This window comes from Actinoplanes sp. OR16, assembly GCF_004001265.1.
Lineage (GTDB): Bacteria > Actinomycetota > Actinomycetes > Mycobacteriales > Micromonosporaceae > Actinoplanes.
The window spans coordinates 865,817-883,673 of record NZ_AP019371.1 but is presented as its reverse complement, the minus strand read 5'-3'; the positions used below and the strand labels follow the sequence as shown (position 1 = coordinate 883,673).

Annotated in this window: 13 protein-coding genes; 11 read left to right on the top strand and 2 right to left on the bottom strand. The window is 69.1% G+C overall.

Going from position 1 to position 17,857, the window contains the following annotated elements:
- The first annotated feature begins 9 nt into the window (after positions 1 to 9).
- On the top strand, positions 10 to 1,074 hold the full coding sequence (locus EP757_RS03960) for an oxidoreductase (RefSeq protein WP_232050362.1): 1,065 nt from the start codon (positions 10 to 12) through the stop codon (positions 1,072 to 1,074).
- Positions 1,075 to 1,656: 582 nt separating this feature from the next.
- A complete protein-coding gene (locus EP757_RS03955) occupies positions 1,657 to 2,223 on the top strand; it encodes an antibiotic biosynthesis monooxygenase (RefSeq protein WP_127542840.1) in 567 nt (188 codons plus the stop codon).
- Here the strand turns inward: EP757_RS03955 and EP757_RS03950 are convergent.
- Positions 2,213 to 3,943: an alpha/beta-hydrolase family protein gene (locus tag EP757_RS03950; protein WP_127542839.1), complete on the bottom strand. Its 1,731-nt coding sequence runs from the start codon at positions 3,941 to 3,943 to the stop codon at positions 2,213 to 2,215. The two genes, EP757_RS03955 and EP757_RS03950, sit on opposite strands and share 11 nt — an antisense overlap.
- A 163-nt stretch (positions 3,944 to 4,106) precedes the next feature.
- Between EP757_RS03950 and EP757_RS03945 the strand changes: the two genes are divergently transcribed.
- Genes EP757_RS03945 through EP757_RS03930 form a run of 4 tightly spaced genes read left to right on the top strand, consistent with a single transcriptional unit; the run spans position 4,107 to position 10,016 of the window.
- Positions 4,107 to 5,903 carry a sensor domain-containing diguanylate cyclase gene (locus EP757_RS03945; RefSeq protein WP_127542838.1) on the top strand — a complete coding sequence of 599 codons (1,797 nt, stop codon included), beginning with the start codon at positions 4,107 to 4,109 and terminating at the stop codon, positions 5,901 to 5,903.
- A gap of 51 nt (positions 5,904 to 5,954) precedes the next feature.
- Positions 5,955 to 7,664: an acyl-CoA dehydrogenase gene (locus EP757_RS03940; protein ID WP_127542837.1), complete on the top strand. Its 1,710-nt coding sequence runs from the start codon at positions 5,955 to 5,957 to the stop codon at positions 7,662 to 7,664.
- 9 nt (positions 7,665 to 7,673) lie between these two features.
- Complete coding sequence (ligD, locus tag EP757_RS03935) at positions 7,674 to 8,615, top strand: non-homologous end-joining DNA ligase (RefSeq protein WP_127542836.1); 942 nt, start codon at positions 7,674 to 7,676, stop codon at positions 8,613 to 8,615.
- 9 nt (positions 8,616 to 8,624) lie between these two features.
- Positions 8,625 to 10,016: an OFA family MFS transporter gene (locus EP757_RS03930; protein WP_174262336.1), complete on the top strand. Its 1,392-nt coding sequence runs from the start codon at positions 8,625 to 8,627 to the stop codon at positions 10,014 to 10,016.
- Between the two features lie 63 nt (positions 10,017 to 10,079).
- On the opposite strand, the gene EP757_RS03925 is transcribed toward EP757_RS03930, so the two are convergent.
- Complete coding sequence (locus tag EP757_RS03925; RefSeq protein WP_127542835.1) at positions 10,080 to 11,111, bottom strand: LacI family DNA-binding transcriptional regulator; 1,032 nt, start codon at positions 11,109 to 11,111, stop codon at positions 10,080 to 10,082.
- Positions 11,112 to 11,377: 266 nt separating this feature from the next.
- Here EP757_RS03925 and EP757_RS03920 point away from each other — a divergent pair, with 266 nt between their 5' ends.
- The 5 genes from EP757_RS03920 (at position 11,378) to EP757_RS03900 (ending at position 17,760) form a co-directional block, all read left to right on the top strand.
- Positions 11,378 to 12,667 (top strand): ABC transporter substrate-binding protein, encoded by a 1,290-nt coding sequence (locus EP757_RS03920; protein ID WP_232050627.1) that lies wholly within the window; start codon positions 11,378 to 11,380, stop codon positions 12,665 to 12,667.
- A complete protein-coding gene (locus EP757_RS03915) occupies positions 12,668 to 13,585 on the top strand; it encodes a carbohydrate ABC transporter permease (RefSeq protein ID WP_127542833.1) in 918 nt (305 codons plus the stop codon). It begins immediately after the preceding gene.
- Positions 13,582 to 14,436 (top strand): carbohydrate ABC transporter permease, encoded by an 855-nt coding sequence (locus EP757_RS03910; RefSeq protein WP_127542832.1) that lies wholly within the window; start codon positions 13,582 to 13,584, stop codon positions 14,434 to 14,436. The genes EP757_RS03915 and EP757_RS03910 overlap by 4 nt, the downstream gene beginning before the upstream one ends.
- A gap of 21 nt (positions 14,437 to 14,457) precedes the next feature.
- A complete protein-coding gene (locus tag EP757_RS03905; protein ID WP_127542831.1) occupies positions 14,458 to 15,969 on the top strand; it encodes an alpha-N-arabinofuranosidase in 1,512 nt (503 codons plus the stop codon).
- 129 nt (positions 15,970 to 16,098) lie between these two features.
- On the top strand, positions 16,099 to 17,760 hold the full coding sequence (locus tag EP757_RS03900; protein WP_127542830.1) for a beta-1,3-glucanase family protein: 1,662 nt from the start codon (positions 16,099 to 16,101) through the stop codon (positions 17,758 to 17,760).
- Positions 17,761 to 17,857 lie beyond the last annotated feature (97 nt).

Genomic DNA, 17,857 nt, shown 5'->3' with positions numbered 1-17,857 from the left:
GTTTCCTGCATGACATTGCAGCGAAAGTTGTCGATCCCAGCTCTGGCTCTGGTCATGCTCACCGGCTCGGCCTGGCAGCTCACGACGCCCGCCAGCGCGTCCGGTTCCACGCCCGCCTGGCGGTTGACCGACACCGGTTCCACGGCGCGGTTCCGGGGGCTGGCGCCGGTCGATTCCCGGGTGGCGTGGGCGGCCGGCTCGGCGGGGACGGTCCTCCGCACTGCGGACGGTGGCCGTACATGGGAATCGGTTGGTCCTCCGGAGGCGGCAGCCCTCCAATTCCGCGACATCGAGGCCTTCGACGCCCGCACCGCGGTGGCTCTCACGATCGGATCCGGAACGGACTCGCGGATCTACCGCACGTCGGACGGCGGCCGCTCGTGGACCGAGTCGTTCCGCAACGAGGACCCGGTCGCCTTCTACGACTGCCTCGACTTCTCCGACCGGCGCACCGGCCTGGCCCTCTCCGACCCGGTCGACGGCCGTTTCCGCATCCTCGCGACCCGGGACGGCGGCCGCAGCTGGCAGGTCCGCCCCACCGTCGGCATGCCGGAAGCGCTGCCCGGCGAGTTCGCCTTCGCCGCGAGCGGCACGTGCCTGGTCACGCAGGGGCGGCGGGCCTGGTTCGCGACGGGTGGCGCCTCGGTCTCCCGCGTCTTCGCCTCCACCGACGGCGGCCGTACCTGGTCGGTCAGCGCGTCACCCATCCCCGGCGGTCCCAGTGCCGGCGTCTACGGTCTCGCCTTCCGCGGCGGTCAGGGACTCGCTGTCGGCGGCGACTATGCGACCCCGGCATCGGCTCCGGACGGCGCGGCTCGTTCCCGTGACGGCGGCCGCCACTGGACGGTGGCCCGCAAGGTACCCGGTGAGTACCGGTCCGGCGTCGCCTGGACGAACCACTCCCGTACCGCTCTGGCCGTGGGTCCTACCGGCAGCGACATCTCGTACGACGGCGGCGCCACCTGGAGCCGCTTCGACGCCGGCAGCTTCGATGCCGTGGCTTGTACTCGCGATGGCAGTTGCTGGGCGTCCGGTGAGGCCGGCCGGATCGGTCGGCTCGCTCGGAACCGCTAGCGGGCCCGCGCGTGCCCTGCCCCGGCCCGAAGTGGTGATCGGGCCTGGCGTGGCGTGGTGATCGGGCCTGGCGTGGTGATCGGGGCCGGCTTGGCGAAGTGGGCGGCGGTGAGCGCACACGGTGCGCGTTTGTGTGCGTTGGTGGCCCGTATGGGGGCGGTGGGCTCACGCGCAATGGTTCTGTGTGCGCTGGCCGTCCGCGTGGCCGGTCGTGTGTGCGCTGGTCGCCCGCGACGGCCGCTACGTGTGCGCTGGTCGTCCGCGTGGGGGCGGTGAGCGCACACGGTGCGCGTTTGTGTGCGCTGGTGGCCCGTATGGCGGCGGTGGGCGCACGCGCAGTGGTTTTGCGTGCGCTGGCTGCCCCGCATGGGGGCGGTGGGCGCACGCGCAGTGGTTTTGCGTGCGTCGGCCGCCCTGGTGGCCGGCTTGCGTGCGTGTGCTGGTCGCCTGCTGCGGTCGGCTTTGCGTACGGGGCTTGTCGGTGGCCGGAATGTCGGGCTGGTTCGTGGCCGGAGTGTGGGGTGGTGCACTTCCGCGCGGGAAGCTACGTGCGGGAAACAAGGGTGTACCACACTATGGGACATGAACGCTCCGCCGCAGCTTGCCGTCACCGTCGCCATCACGCGGCGGGTGGATCCGGGGAAGGCCGCCGAGATGGCCGCCTGGGTACGGGCCGGCGCCTCGCTGGCGGAGACGTTCCCGGGATTCCTCGGGACGGGCTGGGTGCGGCCCGAGGTGGGGTCGACCGAATGGCACATGTTGTACCGCTTCGCCGACGCGGAGTCGCTGCGGGACTGGGAGGAGTCGGAGCAGCGGCGGTGGTGGCTGTCGTCGGCCGAGGGGTTCGTCGAGCACACCCGGGTGGAGCGGCGGACCGGGATCGAAGGCTGGTTCGATCCGCCGCGGGAGCGCGAGGTGGATCAGCCCGGTCCGCAGCCCGCCGCGCCGCCGCGGTGGAAGCAGGCCGTCACCATCTGGCTGGGCTTCTTCCCGGTCAGCCTGCTGTCGGCGTACTTGCTGATGCCGCACATCAGCACCCTGAACACCGCGGTGAAGACGCTGATCAGCACGATCGTGCTCACGCCGATCATGACCTATCTGGTGCTGCCGCGGGTGACGAGGCTGCTGCAGCCGTGGCTCAGGCGATGAGCGCCCGCAGCCGGATCGTGTCGGCCACGGTCCAGCCCGGCGGCGGGGCGATGGCGGCCCAGCCGTCGACCGTCTCCGACTTGTAGACGTGCCCGTGCCCGGTCGGCGCCTTGTTGGCGAAGAGCAGGTCGCACGAGGTCTGCCAGAACGTGATGCCGGGGTACCAGTGCATGTCCGGGGTGACGTCCGGGCCGCGTGAGCCGGTCAGCCACTTCGGCTTCTTCCAGAACAGGTCCCAGCTCCACCAGACCACCGGATCGGTCGCGTTCTGCAGGTAGACGACCTTGGGCGCGTCCCCCGGCAGCGCACGCAGGCTGGTGGCGTTCTCGGCGAACTCGATCGGCAGCGACGGGTAGACCGGATCCCACACCGGGCTGCCGGCGGCCCGGGCACGGGTCAGCTCGCGGTGCAGTGGGTTGGCGAAGGTCGGCCCGAGGAGCAGCACGCCGTCCGCGCCCTCGGTCATCGCCTCGGCGGTGCCGAAGGTCTTCTCGATCCCGTACGTCCCCAGGCTCTCCCCGAAGATCAGCAGTTGGGGCCGGTGGTCCGGGGGCATCGCGGCCCAGCGTTCGCGGATAGCGCCGATCAGGGCCGAGGCGCCGCCGACCACGTCGGAACGGTCGCCCCAGAACGAGATCCAGCTGGGCATGTAGGAGTACTGCATGGAGACGAGCGCGGTGTCGCCGGCCCACATGTACTCCAGTGACTGGGTGACCCGGTTGTCGACCCATCCGGTGCCGGTCGGCGTGATGATCGCGATCACCGCGCGGTCGAAGGCGCCGGTGCGGTCCATCTCGCGCACGGCCAGGGCGGCCCGCTCCTCGACGGTGTCGGCCGAGGTGAGGCCGGCGTAGACGCGGATCGGCTCCAGTGCGGGACGGCCGGCGAACGCGGTGAGCTCGGGCAGGGTCGGCGCGCTGGCCACGAAGGCACGGCCCTGCCGCCCGAGCGAGTCCCAGCTGACCAGCGACCGGGCGCCGCCGGAGCGCAGCACCGAGGTGGGCACCGTGACGCCGTTGCTGGTGCCGCTGTTCACGATGGCGGCCGATCGGTCGGCCATGGTGAACAGCCGGGCCATCAGCAGGCCGTCGACGGCGCTGTAGCTGAGCAGCGCGACGACGACGGTCCCGGCGCAGTAGGCGGCGCGGTTCGGGACGACCTGCTTGAAGACCAGGGCGCAGCCGTGCGTGGCGAGTCGCAGGGTGCGGGCGACGAGCAGGATCAGCGCGAAGGTGAGCAGGCCGACGCCGAGCGTCTTGGCGACGTCGTACTCCTGGGTGGGTGGCATGCCGAGGCGTCCGCGGAGCTCACGCTGCCAGCGGGTGCCGAGCCAGAGGAAGAAGAGGAAGAGGAGTGGTACGAGGGCGAAGAGCACTCGCCACGCGATCCGTACGGTACGGGCGCTGAACCGGGCACGGACCCGGACCAGTGCCCCGATCGTGGTGCCGAGGGCGTAACCGGTGGCGGCCGTGATGCCGGCCACCACACCTTGCAGGAACCAGGCTCGTGGCAGCAGCGACGGGGTGAACGACAGGCAGAAGAAGACGGCGGCGAACGCGGCGCCGGTGATGGTGAGACCGGTCCGGACGATCCGGCGCGGAACGGGAGCGGGCGCGGGCGTCTCCACCGGACGGCGGGGCGCGGGACGGCGGGGTGCTGGGATCCGGACACGGAACGGCGAGAGCCGGCCGGGAGGCGGCGCGACCACCTGTCTGCGCATGCGGTGCTCCGTTCATCGACGACGCACAGTTGCCTCTTCATCATCGTGGGTGGATGGCGAGAAGCGCCGCCCCCTTTTCCCCCCGTTCTTCCCTGGCGAAGCCCCTAGGTGGGATTCGTTCAGTGGCTGTTCCGTCTGCCGATGACAGCGGTGAGGAGGACAGATGCGGTTGCGGAACTGGATCGCGGTGGTCGTCAGCGTGTTGCTGCTGGCGGCGGCCGGGGTCATCGGCTTCCTGGTGAACCGTTCGGCGCTGCGCGCGGCCGACACGGTGCACCGGGAGGACAGCAGTGCGCTGGGTACGAACAACGGCACGCTCACCGGGCAGTTGCAGGTGAACTCGGCGGCCGAGCTGTCCGAGATCCTGGCCTCACACGCCCTGCATCTGGGCAGGGACAGCGCCGTCGACCGGGGGATCCTGGCGGCGGCCGCGGCGAAGAGCACCACTTTCCAGTACGGCCTGCTCACCGTCGACATGAACGGCGCCCTGCTGACCGCCAGCCGGAGATCCGGGCTGCCGCCGGCCGCCGACGCCGGCTGGACCCCGCTGAAGGAGCAGATCGCCCTGGGCAAGCCGGGCTTCTCCGACCTGATGACCGTGAACGGGACCGCGCTCGCCGCGGTGGCCGTGCCGATCCTGGTCAACGACTCGATGATCGGGTATCTGGTCGGCCTGAACCAGGTCGCGACGACGTCGCTGCAGACCTACCTGACCCGGCTCTCCGCGGAGACCCACAAGACGCTCATCGTGGACCGGTCCGGCGCGGTCGGCGCCTCCAGCGACCGGTCGCTGATCGGCGCGCACCTCGACCCGGCGGTGCGATCCCACCTAGGGGTCGACGGCGTGCAGTTCGTCGAGTACACCACGGGCCGGACCAAGATGATCGCGATCGTCTACGGCGGGCTGCCGAGCGGCTGGTCGTACGTCCGGACGCAGACCAAGTCGTCGTTCGACGGCGTGGTGCACTCCCGCAGCCAGACCCTGAACCTGACGCTGCTCGCCATGCTGCTGATCGGGGTGGCCGGCATCTCGGTGCTCGGGTACCGCACGCAGGTGACCCGCCGCCGCGCCGACGAGCGGTTCCAGGCGCTCTTCCAGCACGCCCCGGACCTGGTCTCGGTTCTGGACGGCCGCGGCCGGATCATCTTCAGCAGCCCGAGCGCGTTCGCCGTGCTCGGCTACAAGACCGGCGCGCTGACCGGGCACAGCGTCTTCGAGTTGCTCCACCCGGACGACGAGCCGGAGATGCGGGAGCGGCTGAGCCGGCTGCTCGACGACCCGTCCGGTGTGGTCCGGCTGCAGTGCCGGACCCGGACGGCGGACGGCGAGTACCGCTGGTTCGACTTCACGGCCTCGAACCAGATGCACAACCCGTCGCTGGCCGGCGTCGTGATCAACGCGCGGGACGTGTCGGAGAACATGGCGTTCCAGGAGCGGCTCTCGCACGAGGCGCTGCACGACCCGCTCACCGGCCTGCCGAACCGCCGCCGCATGCAGGACGCGCTCGGCAGCTCGCTCAAGGACGCGCCGGTGGCGGTGCTCTTCGTCGACCTGGACGGGTTCAAACCGGTGAACGACGCGTACGGGCACGAGGTCGGCGACGAACTGCTGCGCCAGGTGTCGGACCGGCTCACCGCCTGCGTCCGGGACACCGACGTGCTGTCCCGGGTGGGCGGCGACGAGTTCGTGGTCCTCATGCCCGGCGTGTTGTCGGAGAAGGACGCCGCCACGATGAGCGGCCGGATCCGGTACGTCCTCGAGCTGCCGTTCCGGATCGGCGGGCAGGAGATCCTGATCGGGGCCAGCATCGGCGTGCACCTGGCGCCCGCCGCGGAGAACCCGGACGCCGCGCTGCGGGCCGCTGACCACGCCATGTACGCCATCAAGCACGCCGGCGGCAGCCGCAAGGCCGGAGCGAACGGCGGCGGACCGGGAGGGCGGCACCGCGCGGCGGACTGAACTTAGTGCACACTGGGTGCAAGGAGTTCCCGACGAACGGTGGTGGCAGCGGTGTCCAAGGTGCTCTCCCGGCGCGATCTCGCGTTCCTGCTCTACGAATGGCTCGACGTGGAGAAGCTGACCGCGCGTGAGCGGTTCGCCGACCACTCGCGGGAGACGTTCGACGCGTTCCTGGACGTCTCGCAGCGGATCGCCGAGCGTGACTTCGCCCCGCACAACCGCAAGAACGACCTCAACGAGCCGACCTTCGACGGCGACAAGGTGGAGATCATTCCGGAGGTGGCGAAGGCGCTGAGGGTCTTCGCCGAGTCCGGTCTGATCGCGGGCACCGTCGACGCGGCCCACGGTGGGCTCCAGTTGCCGCTGGTCGTGCAGCGCGCCTGTTTCCTGTGGTTTCAGGCCGCGAACACCGGGACGTCGGCCTATGCGATGCTGACCTCGGCGAACGCGCATCTGCTGCTGGCTCACGGGACCGACGAGCAGATCGCCCGATTCGTCGAACCGATGCTGGAGGGCCGGTTCACCGGGACGATGTGCCTCTCCGAGCCGCAGGCGGGATCGTCGCTCTCGGACGTCACCACGAAAGCGACGAGATCCGAAGAAGGCACCTACAAGATCACCGGCAGCAAGATGTGGATCTCGGGTGGGGATCACGAGCTCAGCGAGAACATCATCCACCTGGTGCTGGCCCGGGTGGCGGGTGCGCCGGCCGGGGTGAAGGGGCTGTCCCTGTTCATCGTGCCGAAGAAGGATCTGGACACCGGCGAGCGCAACGGTGTCACGCTGGCCGGGCTCAACCACAAGATGGGTTACCGCGGGACCACCAACACGGTCCTCGCCTTCGACGACGCGACCGGTTTCCTCGTCGGCGAGGAGGGCCGCGGCCTGCAGTACATGTTCCACATGATGAACGAGGCCCGGATCGGCGTCGGGGCGGGCGCCGTCGCGCTCGGTTACACCGGGTACCTGCACGCTCTCGACTACGCGAAGGAGCGCGCCCAGGGCCGTCCGGTCGCGGGCAAGGACCCGTCGGCTCCTCCGGTGCCGATCATCCAACATCCGGACGTACGCCGGATGCTCCTCGCTTCGAAGTCCTACGTCGAAGGAGGACTCGCCCTGATCCTCTACGCGGCGAAGCTCGTCGACGAGCCGTCCGGGGAGAACGATCTGCTGCTCGACGTGCTGACCCCGATCGTGAAGGCCTGGCCGTCGCAGTGGTGCCGGCTCGCCGACGACCACGCCATCCAGATCCACGGTGGCTACGGCTACACCCGCGAGTACCCGGTCGAGCAGTTCTATCGGGACAACCGGCTCAACTCGATCCACGAGGGCACGGACGGGATCCAGGCGCTCGACCTGCTCGGGCGCAAGGTGACCATGCGGGGTGGCGCGGGCCTCGGCCTGCTGCTCGACCGGATAAAGGCGACATCGCAGAAGAACCCGGACCTGGGCGCCCCGATCGCCGCGGCCGCCGACCGTCTGGCCGCCACCACCGCGAAACTCTGGGCAGCCGGGGACCCCGAGAAGGCGCTGGTCAACGCGACCGCTTACCTGGACGCCGCCGGCCATCTCGTGATCGCCTGGATCTGGCTGGAGCAGTGGCTCGCCGCCGACGGCAAGGAGGGCGACTTCTACGACGGCAAACGGCTGGCCGCCCGCTACTTCATCACTCACGAGCTGCCCCGGATCAACCCGTTGCTGGACCTCCTCGATTCGGGTGACACGCTGCTTCTCGACCTTGACGAGGCCTGGCTGGGATAGGTTCGACGGATGGCCGCTAAAGCCACTGTCATCGAAGTCGGCGACTACGACGTCCGGGTCTCCAACCCGGACCGGATCTACTTCCCGGAACTCGGCGCCACGAAGCTCGACCTGGTCGAGTACTACCTGGCGGTGAGCGACGGGATCGTCCGGGCGCTCCGGGAGAGGCCGTGCATGCTGCACCGCTTCCCGGACGGCCTGGCCGGGGAGAAGGTGCACCAGAAACGGGTGCCGAACGGCGCGCCACCCTGGCTGGAGACGGTCCGGGTGAAGTTCCCGCGCTACAACCGGTACGCCGACGAGCTCTGCGTGACGAAGCCGGCCGACGTGATCTGGGCCGTGCAGATGTCCACCGTGGAGTTCCATCCGTGGAACTCCCGGCGGGCCGACACCGAGAAGCCGGACGAGTGGCGGATCGACCTGGACCCGATGCCGGACTGCCCGTTCGGCACGGTCCGCAAGGTCGCCGGCGTGGTGCACGAGGTCCTCGGCGAGCTCGGCATCACCGGATACCCCAAGACGTCCGGCGGCAAAGGGCTGCACGTCTACGTCCGGATCGAGCCGCGCTGGGAGTTCGGCGAGGTGCGCCGGGCCGCGCTCGCGTTCGCCCGCGAGGTGGAGCGCCGGCTGCCCGACGACGTCACCACGACCTGGTGGCGCAAGGACCGCGACCCGACGTCGCTGTTCATCGACTACAACCAGAACGCCCGGGACCACACCATCGCCAGCGCCTACTCGGTGCGCGGCGTGCCGTCGGCGACCGTCTCCACGCCGGTGACCTGGGCGGAGATCCCGGACGTGGAGCCGCAGGACCTGACGATCCGGACCGTGCCGGCCCGCTTCGCCGAGCTGGGCGACCTGCACGCGGCGATCGACGACACGGCGTTCTCGCTGGACAAGCTGCTGGAGCAGGCCGATCAGGAAGGTTTATCGACTGATAACGATGGGTAGGGCGCTGCGATGGCCCTGCTCTCCGCTCTCGACCGCGAGCACACGGTCGCTCCGGCGGGATACAGCCGATGGTTGATCCCGCCCGCCGCGCTCTCGGTGCACCTGTGCATCGGTCAGGTGTACGCCACCAGCGTCTACAAGAACTCCCTGGTCCAGCACTTCGACACCAGCCAGACCGCGATCGGGGTGATCTTCAGCATCGCGATCGTGATGCTGGGACTCTCCGCGGCGGTCGGCGGCACCTGGGTGGAGGCGAACGGCCCCCGCAAGGCGATGTTCGTGTCCGCCTCGTTCTGGGCGTCCGGCTTCCTGGTCGGCGCGCTCGGCATCGCGACCACGCAGCTCTGGCTGCTCTATCTCGGCTACGGCGTGCTCGGCGGGATCGGCCTGGGCATCGGCTACATCTCGCCCGTCTCCACGCTGATCAAATGGTTCCCGGACCGGCCCGGACTCGCCACCGGTCTGGCGATCATGGGCTTCGGTGGCGGCGCGCTGATCGCCGGTCCGCTGTCCCGCCAGCTCATGTCGCTCTACGACAGCGACTACGACCCCAGCGTCGCCACGTCGGTGGCCGACGGCAGCGCGCTCACCGCCCTCTTCCTCACCCTGGGCATCGGCTACTTCGTGATCATGATGTTCGGGGTGGTGAACATCCGGGTGCCTGCTCCCGATTGGCGCCCGGAAGGCTGGGACCCCGCATCGGTACGGGAGAAGCCACTGGTCACCACCGCTCAGGTGTCGGCCGCGAACGCCATCCGGACCCGTGCGTTCTGGCTGCTCTGGATCGTGCTGTTCGGCAACGTGACGGCGGGCATCGGCATCCTGGAGCAGGCCAGCCCGATGATCCAGGACTTCTTCCGGGTGGACGGGACGTCGAGCGTGGCGGTCTCCGCGGCGGCCGGGTTCGTCGGCGTGCTGTCGCTGTTCAACATGGCCGGCCGGTTCGTCTGGTCGTCGACGTCCGACCTGATCGGCCGCAAGCCGATCTACATGCTCTACCTCGGCGGCGGCATGGTCCTCTACACCCTGCTGGCACTCGTCGGCCCGGCCGCGACCGCGCTGTTCGTGCTGCTCGCCGGCCTGATCCTGTCGTTCTACGGCGGCGGGTTCGCGACCATCCCGGCCTATCTGCGGGACCTGTTCGGCACCTATCAGGTCGGCGCCATCCACGGCCGGCTGCTGACCGCCTGGTCGGCCGCCGGGGTGGCCGGCCCGCTGATCGTCAACGGGTTCCTGGACGCGCAGGGCAAGCCGGGCACCCTGACGGCGGACGCCTACCAGCCGGCGCTGTTCACCATGGTCGGGCTGCTGGCGATCGGTTTCGTCGCCAACCTGCTGGTCCGCCCGGTCCCCGCGAAATACCACGAGGCCACCCCGAAGGAGGAGGTGACGACGGCATGAGGCTCTTCTTCTCCTGGGCGCTCGTCTCCGTCCTGCTCGGCTACGGAATCATCCAGACCGCCATCACGGCAGCGAAGCTCTTCCAGTAGTCGACTCCCGCACGATCAGCCTGTGCGGGGCCCGCAGCTCCAGCCCGGGCGGTGGGGTGCCGCTGCCGATCCGCAGCAGCAGGCGCTCCACCGCGGTGGTCGCTATCCACTCCTTGTCCGGCGAGATCGTGGTGACGGTCGGGTTCGAGTACCGCCCGTCCTCGATGTCGTCGTACCCGATCACCGCGATGTCCTCGGGCACCCGCAGCCCGCGGGCCAGGATCGTGTGGATGGCGCCGAGCGCTACCAGGTCGCTGTAGCAGAAGACGGCGTCCGGCGGGTCGGCCCGATCGAGCAGATGGGCCATCGCCCGGGCGCCGTCCGGCCGGTTGAACCGCGGCGTACCGATGATCAGGTCCTCGTGGGCGGCGAGGCCGCGGGCCGCGTGCGCCTCCCGGAACCCGCGAGTGCGCAGTTGCGCCGCCTCGCCGGTCGCGTAGGGCTGGTCGCCTATCGCGGCGACCCGCTGCCGGCCCAGGTCGAGCAGGTGCTCGGTGGCCTGCCGGGACGCCGCGACGTCGTCGATGCCGACGTGGTCGAAGCTGCCGTCGCTGGCCCGCTCGCCGAGGATGACCAGCGGCAGCGCCGGGTCCCGGTCGGCGAGGGCCTGCTGGTCGAGGCCGAGCGGGCTGAAGATGACGCCGTCGAAGAGCAGCCGGCGGGAGCCGTGCGCGATGAACCCGCGCTCGTGCTCGGGATCGCCGTCGGTCTGGTCGATCAGCACGTTGTACCCGCTGTTCCGGGCTGCCCGGATCACGCTCTGCAGCAGTTCGGCGAAGTACGGCGTGTCCAGATACGGCACGACCAGCGCGATCTGGCCCGATCGGCCCTGCGCCAGGTTGCGCGCCAGCACGTTGGGGCGATAGCCGAGCTCCTCGACCGCGCGCTGCACCCGGGCCTTCGTCCGTTCGGTGACGTTCGCATAGCCGTTCACCACGTTCGAGACGGTTCGGCTGGAAACTCCAGCCAGCTCCGCCACGTCACGCAGAGTGACCTCCCGGCGCAATGTGCCCCCCTTTGCGGCTTCCCGCGGACGGCCAAGTTTCCGGCAGGTTACCCCTTGCCGTCGATGGGTCGTCCGTGCATGCTGTTTTTGCAGCGCTGCAAAAGCGTAGCAACACGCTGATCCATATAAAAGAAATGATGGCCGGTCGCGGTGTGCCAGCACCGCTGACCGGCCGAAACCCGACGCATATCGACTGACTCTGTGAGGACCCAGTGAACGTCAGGAAGTTCAGTGTAAGGCGAGGGCTGCTCCGATCGGCCGTGACGATGGTCGCCACGCTGACCGCGTTGACCGTGGCGGCCTGCGGCAGCGGCGCGGACGAGGCGACGAAGACCGACGGACCGGTCACCATCAAGGTCTGGGCGTGGTACCCGGCGTTCCAGGGGGTCGTCGACCTCTTCAATTCCACGCACACCGACATCAAGATCGAGTGGACGAACGCCGGCGCCGGCCAGGACCAGTACACGAAGCTGCAGACCGCGCTCAAGGCCGGCAAGGGTGCGCCCGACGTCGCGATGCTGGAGCTCCAGGAGATCCCGACCTTCCAGCTCACCAAGCACCTGGTCGACCTCGGCAAGTACGGCGCCAACGACGTGAAGGGCAACTACGTCGACTGGGCGTGGAAGCAGGTCAGCACCGGCGACTCGGTCTACGCCATCCCGGTCGACGCCGGGCCCATGGCGCTGCTCTACCGCGAGGACCTCTTCAAGCAGTACGACCTGACCGTCCCGAAGACGTGGGATGAGTACAAGGCCCAGGCCGAGAAGCTGAAGACGGCGTCCGGTGGCAAGAACTTCATCACCGACTTCGGGGCGAACGACGGCGGCTTCCTGACCGGTCTGCAGTGGCAGGCGGGCGCGAAGCCGTACGCGTACGACGTCGCGAACCCGGCGAACATCGGCGTCACCGTGAACAGCGCCGAGGCCAAGCAGGTCATGACCTACTGGGAGGGCATGGTCGCATCCGGCCTCGCCGACACCAAGGCGTACGGCACCACCGACTTCTACAACGGCCTGGCATCCGGCAAGTACGCGACCTACATCGCGGCCGGCTGGGGCCCCGGTTACCTGCAGAGCGTGGCGAAGACGACCTCCGGCAAGTGGCGGGCCGCGCCGCTGCCGCAGTGGACCGCCGGCGCGAACGCGCAGGGCGACTGGGGCGGCTCGTCGTTCGCCGTGACCGACCAGACGAAGTACCCGCAGCAGGCCGCCACGGTGGCCAAGGAGATCTTCGGCGCCACGAACACCGACGCCTGGAAGATCGGCATCGACGAGGCGTACCTCTTCCCGACCGCCACCCCGATCCTGGAGTCGGACGCGTTCATGAAGAAGGAGTACGAGTTCTTCGGCGGCCAGAAGGTCAACGAGGTGTTCGTGCCGGCCTACAACGCCATCGGCGAGTTCGCCTGGAGCCCGTTCAACAGCTACAACTTCAACCAGCTGACGACCGGGCTGAACCAGGCGATCGAGAAGAAGACGTCCTGGACGGCGGCGCTCGACACCGCGCAGGCCAACATCACCCAGTACGCGACCCAGCAGGGCTTCAAGGTCCAGTAGATGAGCACCGACGTCAAGATCGAGTCCGCGGCCGCTCCGGCGGCCGCGGGCCCGGCCCCCGCGAACAAGCATCGCCACTGGCGGGAGGCCACGGCGGGATGGCTGTTCGTCCTGCCGTTCGCGGTCCTGCTGGTCGCGTTCCTGCTGCTGCCGATGGCGTACGCCTTCAAGCTCAGCCTCTACCGGTCCACCCTGGTCGAGGGCGAGGTGTTCGCCTTCGCCGACAACTACCAGCAGGCGTTCGCCGACCCGCTGTTCCGTGAGGGCGTCGTCCGGGTGGTGCTGTTCGGCCTGGTCCAGACGCCGGTGATGATCGGGATCGCGCTGCTCGCGGCGCTGCTGATCGACCACGCGACGTCCCGGTTCTCGCGCGTCTTCCGGCTCGCGGCCTTCGTGCCGTACGCCGTACCGGTCGTGATCGGCACGCTGATGTGGGGATTCCTCTACAGCCAGGAGACCGGGCCGTTCAAGTTCGACTTCCTCTCCAGCGACGTGGTGCTGGGATCGCTCGGCAACATCGTGACCTGGCAGTGGGCCGGCTACAACATGATCGTGCTGTACGCGGCGCTGCAGGGCCTGCCGCGGGAGATCTACGAGTCCGCGAAGATCGACGGGGCGGGTGCGGTGCAGATCGCCGTACGGATCAAGACTCCGATGATCGCCTCGGCGCTGGTCCTCGCGACGCTCTTCACGATCATGGGCACGCTCCAGTTCTTCACCGAGCCGCTGATCCTCCAGCCGCTCAACCCGGGCGCGATCACGCAGCACTACACGCCGAACGTGTACGCGTACAACCAGGCGTTCTCGTTCCAGCAGTACAACTACTCGGCCGCGATCTCCTTCCTGCTCGGTGCGGTGGTCTTCGTCGGGTCGTACATCTTCCTGTTCGCCACCCGGAAGCGGAGCGCGCTGCGATGACCGCACTGAAAGAGAAGAAGGGCAGCGTCGCCGCGCACGTCGTGATGGGCGTGATGGCCCTCTACTTCCTGCTGCCGTTCTGGTGGCTGCTGGTCGCCGCGACGAAGGACAACGACGGGCTGTTCGGGTCGGCGCCGCTCTGGTTCGCCGACTTCCACCTGATCGACAACCTGAAGCTGGTCTTCACGAGTGAGGACGGCATCTACCTGACCTGGCTGCGCAACTCCGCGATGTACGCGGTGCTCAGCGGGATCGGCGCGACGGTGGTGTCGGCGCTGGCCGGGTACGCCTTCGCGAAACTGCGGTTCCCCGGCCGGGGCGCGCTGTTCGCCCTGCTGCTGGGTCTGATCATGGTGCCGGCCACGGCTCTGGTGCTGCCGACGTACCTGTTGATGGCGCAGCTCGATCTGGTCGACACGATCTGGGCGGTGATCCTGCCGGCGCTGCTCAACCCGTTCGGCGTCTACCTGCTCCGCGTCTACACCCACGATTCGATCCCGGACGAGATGCTCGAGGCGGCCCGCATCGACGGCGCCGGCGAGTTCCGGGTCTTCCGCAGCGTGGCGTTGCCGGCGATGCGGCCGGCCCTGGTGACGGTGCTGCTCTTCTCCATGGTCGCGTCCTGGAACAACTTCTTCCTGCCGCTCGTGATGCTCAGCGACAACCAGCTCTACCCGCTGACCGTGGGCCTGCGGACCTGGTACATGTCCGCCACCATCGGCAACGGCGGCGCCGCGCTCTTCAACGTGATCGTGGCGGGATCGCTGGTCGCCATCATCCCGCTGATCGCGGCCTTCCTCCTTCTCCAGCGGTACTGGCGCGGCGGCCTCACCGTCGGCGCCGTCAAGTGAGCCTTCTCCTTAAGGAACACCATGCTTCGTGCACATGTGGCGCTGAACCCTGCCTCGGTGGTGGCGCCGGTCAGCCGCCGGACCTTCGGCTCCTTCGTCGAGCACATGGGTCGCTGCGTCTACTCGGGGATCTACGAACCGGGACATCCGCTCGCCGACGAGGACGGGTTCCGTACCGACGTTCTCGCCCTCGCCCGTGAGCTGGGCGTCACGATGGTGCGCTACCCGGGCGGCAACTTCGTCTCCGGCTACCGCTGGGAGGACGGCATCGGCCCGGTCGGCAACCGTCCGCGCCGGCGTGACCTGGCCTGGCGCAGCATCGAGACGAACGAGGTCGGCATCGACGAGTTCGCCAAGTGGGCCGAGAAGGCCGACGTCGAGATCATGTACGCGGTGAACCTCGGCACCCGCGGCGTGCAGGAGGCGCTCGACGTGCATGAGTACGTCAACCACCCGGAGGGCACCCACCTCTCCGAGCTGCGGCGGTCCCACGGAGCGGAGAAGCCCTACGGCATCAAGCTCTGGTGCCTCGGCAACGAGCTCGACGGTCCCTGGCAGACAGGGCACAAGACCCCTGAGGAGTACGGCCTGCTGGCCGCTTCCACGGCTCGGGCGCTGAGGTCGGCCGAACCCGATCTCGAACTCGTGGCGTGCGGCAGCTCCAGCTCGGTCATGCCCACGTTCGGGTCCTGGGAGTCGACGGTTCTCGAGCACGCGTACGACGTGGTCGACTACGTGTCCTGTCACGCCTACTACGAGGAGCACGACGGCGACCTCGGGTCGTTCCTCGCCAGCGCCGTGGACATGGACCACTTCGTGAACAGCATCGTGGCCACCGCTGACGCCGTCGGCGCCCGGCTGAAGAGCAAAAGGAAGATCAACCTCTCGTTCGACGAGTGGAACGTCTGGTACCTCTCCCGCTTCCAGAGCGCGCCGCTGCCGAAGGAGTGGGAGGTCGCGCCGCGGGTCATCGAGGACCAGTACAACGTCGCCGACGCCGTGGTGGTCGGAAACCTGCTGATCTCGCTGCTCCGGCACAGCGACCGGGTCACCGCGGCCTGCCAGGCACAGCTCGTCAACGTGATCGCCCCGATCATGACCGAGCCGGGCGGACCGGCCTGGCGGCAGACGATCTTCCACCCGTTCGCCCGGACCGCGGCGCTCGCGAAGGGCGACGTGCTGCGCCTCGACATCCAGAGCCCGACGTACGAGACCGCGCGCTACGGCGACGCCCCGCTCGTCGACGCGGTGGCCACCCACGATCCGGCCACCGGCGACGTGGTCGTCTTCGCGGTCAACCGGGATCAGCAGCAGCCGGTCGGGTTCACCGTGGACCTGCGGGCGTTCGGCGCGGACCTGACGGTGGCCGAATCGTGGACCCTCACCGACGACGACGTCCGGGCGAGCAACACCAGGGACGACCCGGACCGGGTCAGCCTGGCCGCCCTCGGCACGGTCACCGTCGAGGACGGGGTGGCGAACATCGTCCTGCCCCGGATCTCCTGGTCGGCGGTGCGGCTCAGCCGACTCTAGAAAAACTGTTATCCGGCAGAACGAAAAACGTCAGCATTAAAGGGACCTTAAACAGCGCGCATTTCCGGTGCCGCCCTTTGAATAATGGCGATCGTCCCCGATCGTTCCCCTTCGAAGGGTGGCACCCCCATGCCCCGCAAACGCAGCCTGATACTCGCCGCCGCGGCTACCACTGCGGCCCTCGCCACCGCCTGGATCGCCCTGCCGGCCTCGGCTGCGGCACCCACGGCGAGCCTGCGCACGGTCTCCGACTGGGGCACCGGCTGGCAGGACGAGGTGACGATCAGCAACACCGGCGCGTCCGCGATGACGTCCTGGAAAGTCGAATTCGATCTGCCGGCCGGGGCGTCGATCGGCAGTTTCTGGGAGGCCGAGATGGCCGCTTCCGGAACGCACCGCACCTTCACGAACCGTTCCTGGAACGGCGCGATCCCGGTGGGCGGCACTGTCACGTTCGGTTTCGTCGGCACCGGCGGCCAGCCGCTGAACTGTCTGCTGAACGGCGTCCCGTGCGGTGGGGAAGCAGCCTCCCCGACGACCCCGGCCGCCGCCGCGCCGACGAAGACCGCGACCACCGCGCCCGCGACCGCCGCACCCACCACCGCACCCACGAACCAGCCCACGAGCCGGCCCACCGATCAGCCCACCAGCCAGCCGACCCGGTCCCGCTCGACAAATGCGACAAACCCGGTGAAGGTCGACGGTGCGCTCCCGATGACCTTCACCAATGACAGCGGCCGCAAGGAGGACGTCTACCTCTACGTCCTCGGCACCGACCTGACGACCGGCAAGCTCGGATACGCCGACGAGTCCGGCAAGTTCACCGCGTGGGCGGGCGGAGGCGCCGTCCCGGTCCCCGCGCCGGACGTCGCCATCGCCGGCCCGGGGAACGACGGCAGCACGACGATCCAGATCCCGGAGAACCTGTCCGGCCGCATCTACTTCTCGTTCGGCAGCAAGCTCGACTTCCGCCTGACGGCCGGCGGCCTGGTCCAGCCGGCGCCGTGGGCGGGTGGCGACCCGAACCGGGACATCCTCTTCGACTGGAGCGAGTTCACCCTCAACGACTCGGGGCTCTGGCTGAACAGCTCGCAGGTCGACATGTTCGCCGTCCCGCACGTCGTCAGCGTCACCGGGGCGAGTGGGGCCACGAGCGCGACCGGCGAGGTGAAGCCCGGCGGCCGGCAGAAGGTGATCGACGCGATCAAGGCGGACGCCGGCTTCGCCGAGTCGGTGGTCACCCGCGCCGACGGCACGGTGCTGCGGGTGCTCGCTCCCGGCAAGGCGGCCGACGCCGGGCTGATGAGCCCCACCCATCTGGACCCGTACATCACGAGCGCGTGGTCCTCGTACCGGAGCAAGGTCTTGACCGTCGTCCCCTTCACCGATCAGCCCGGTGTGAAATTCCTGGGCCGCACCACCGGCGACGTCCTGAGCTTCACCGACACCGCGGGCAAGACCGTCGCCTCCTTCACGAAGCCGTCGACCGCGAACGTCTGGGGCTGTGACGGCGCCCTCGCCGCGCCGAACGACCAGGTGGTCGGCCCGATCGCGCGGACCCTCTGCGCGGCGCTGCAGCGCACCACGCTGGGCCGCCTCGACACCCAGCCGAGCGGCACCGCCACCGACTTCTACCAGGGCGAACCCACGAACGTGTACGCCCGGGAGATCCACCGGAACATGGTCGACGGCAAGGCCTACGCGTTCGCCTTCGACGACGTGCAGAACCAGGAGTCGCTCGTGCACGACGGCGACCCGCAGGCGGCCGGGATCACGATCACCGCTTTCTGACCGGAATGACATCGATGGGGCCCACTGTCTTACACGGTGGGCCCCAAATCCGCAGTATGGGATGAATCACCAGTCACTCACGGAACAATCTCGCACG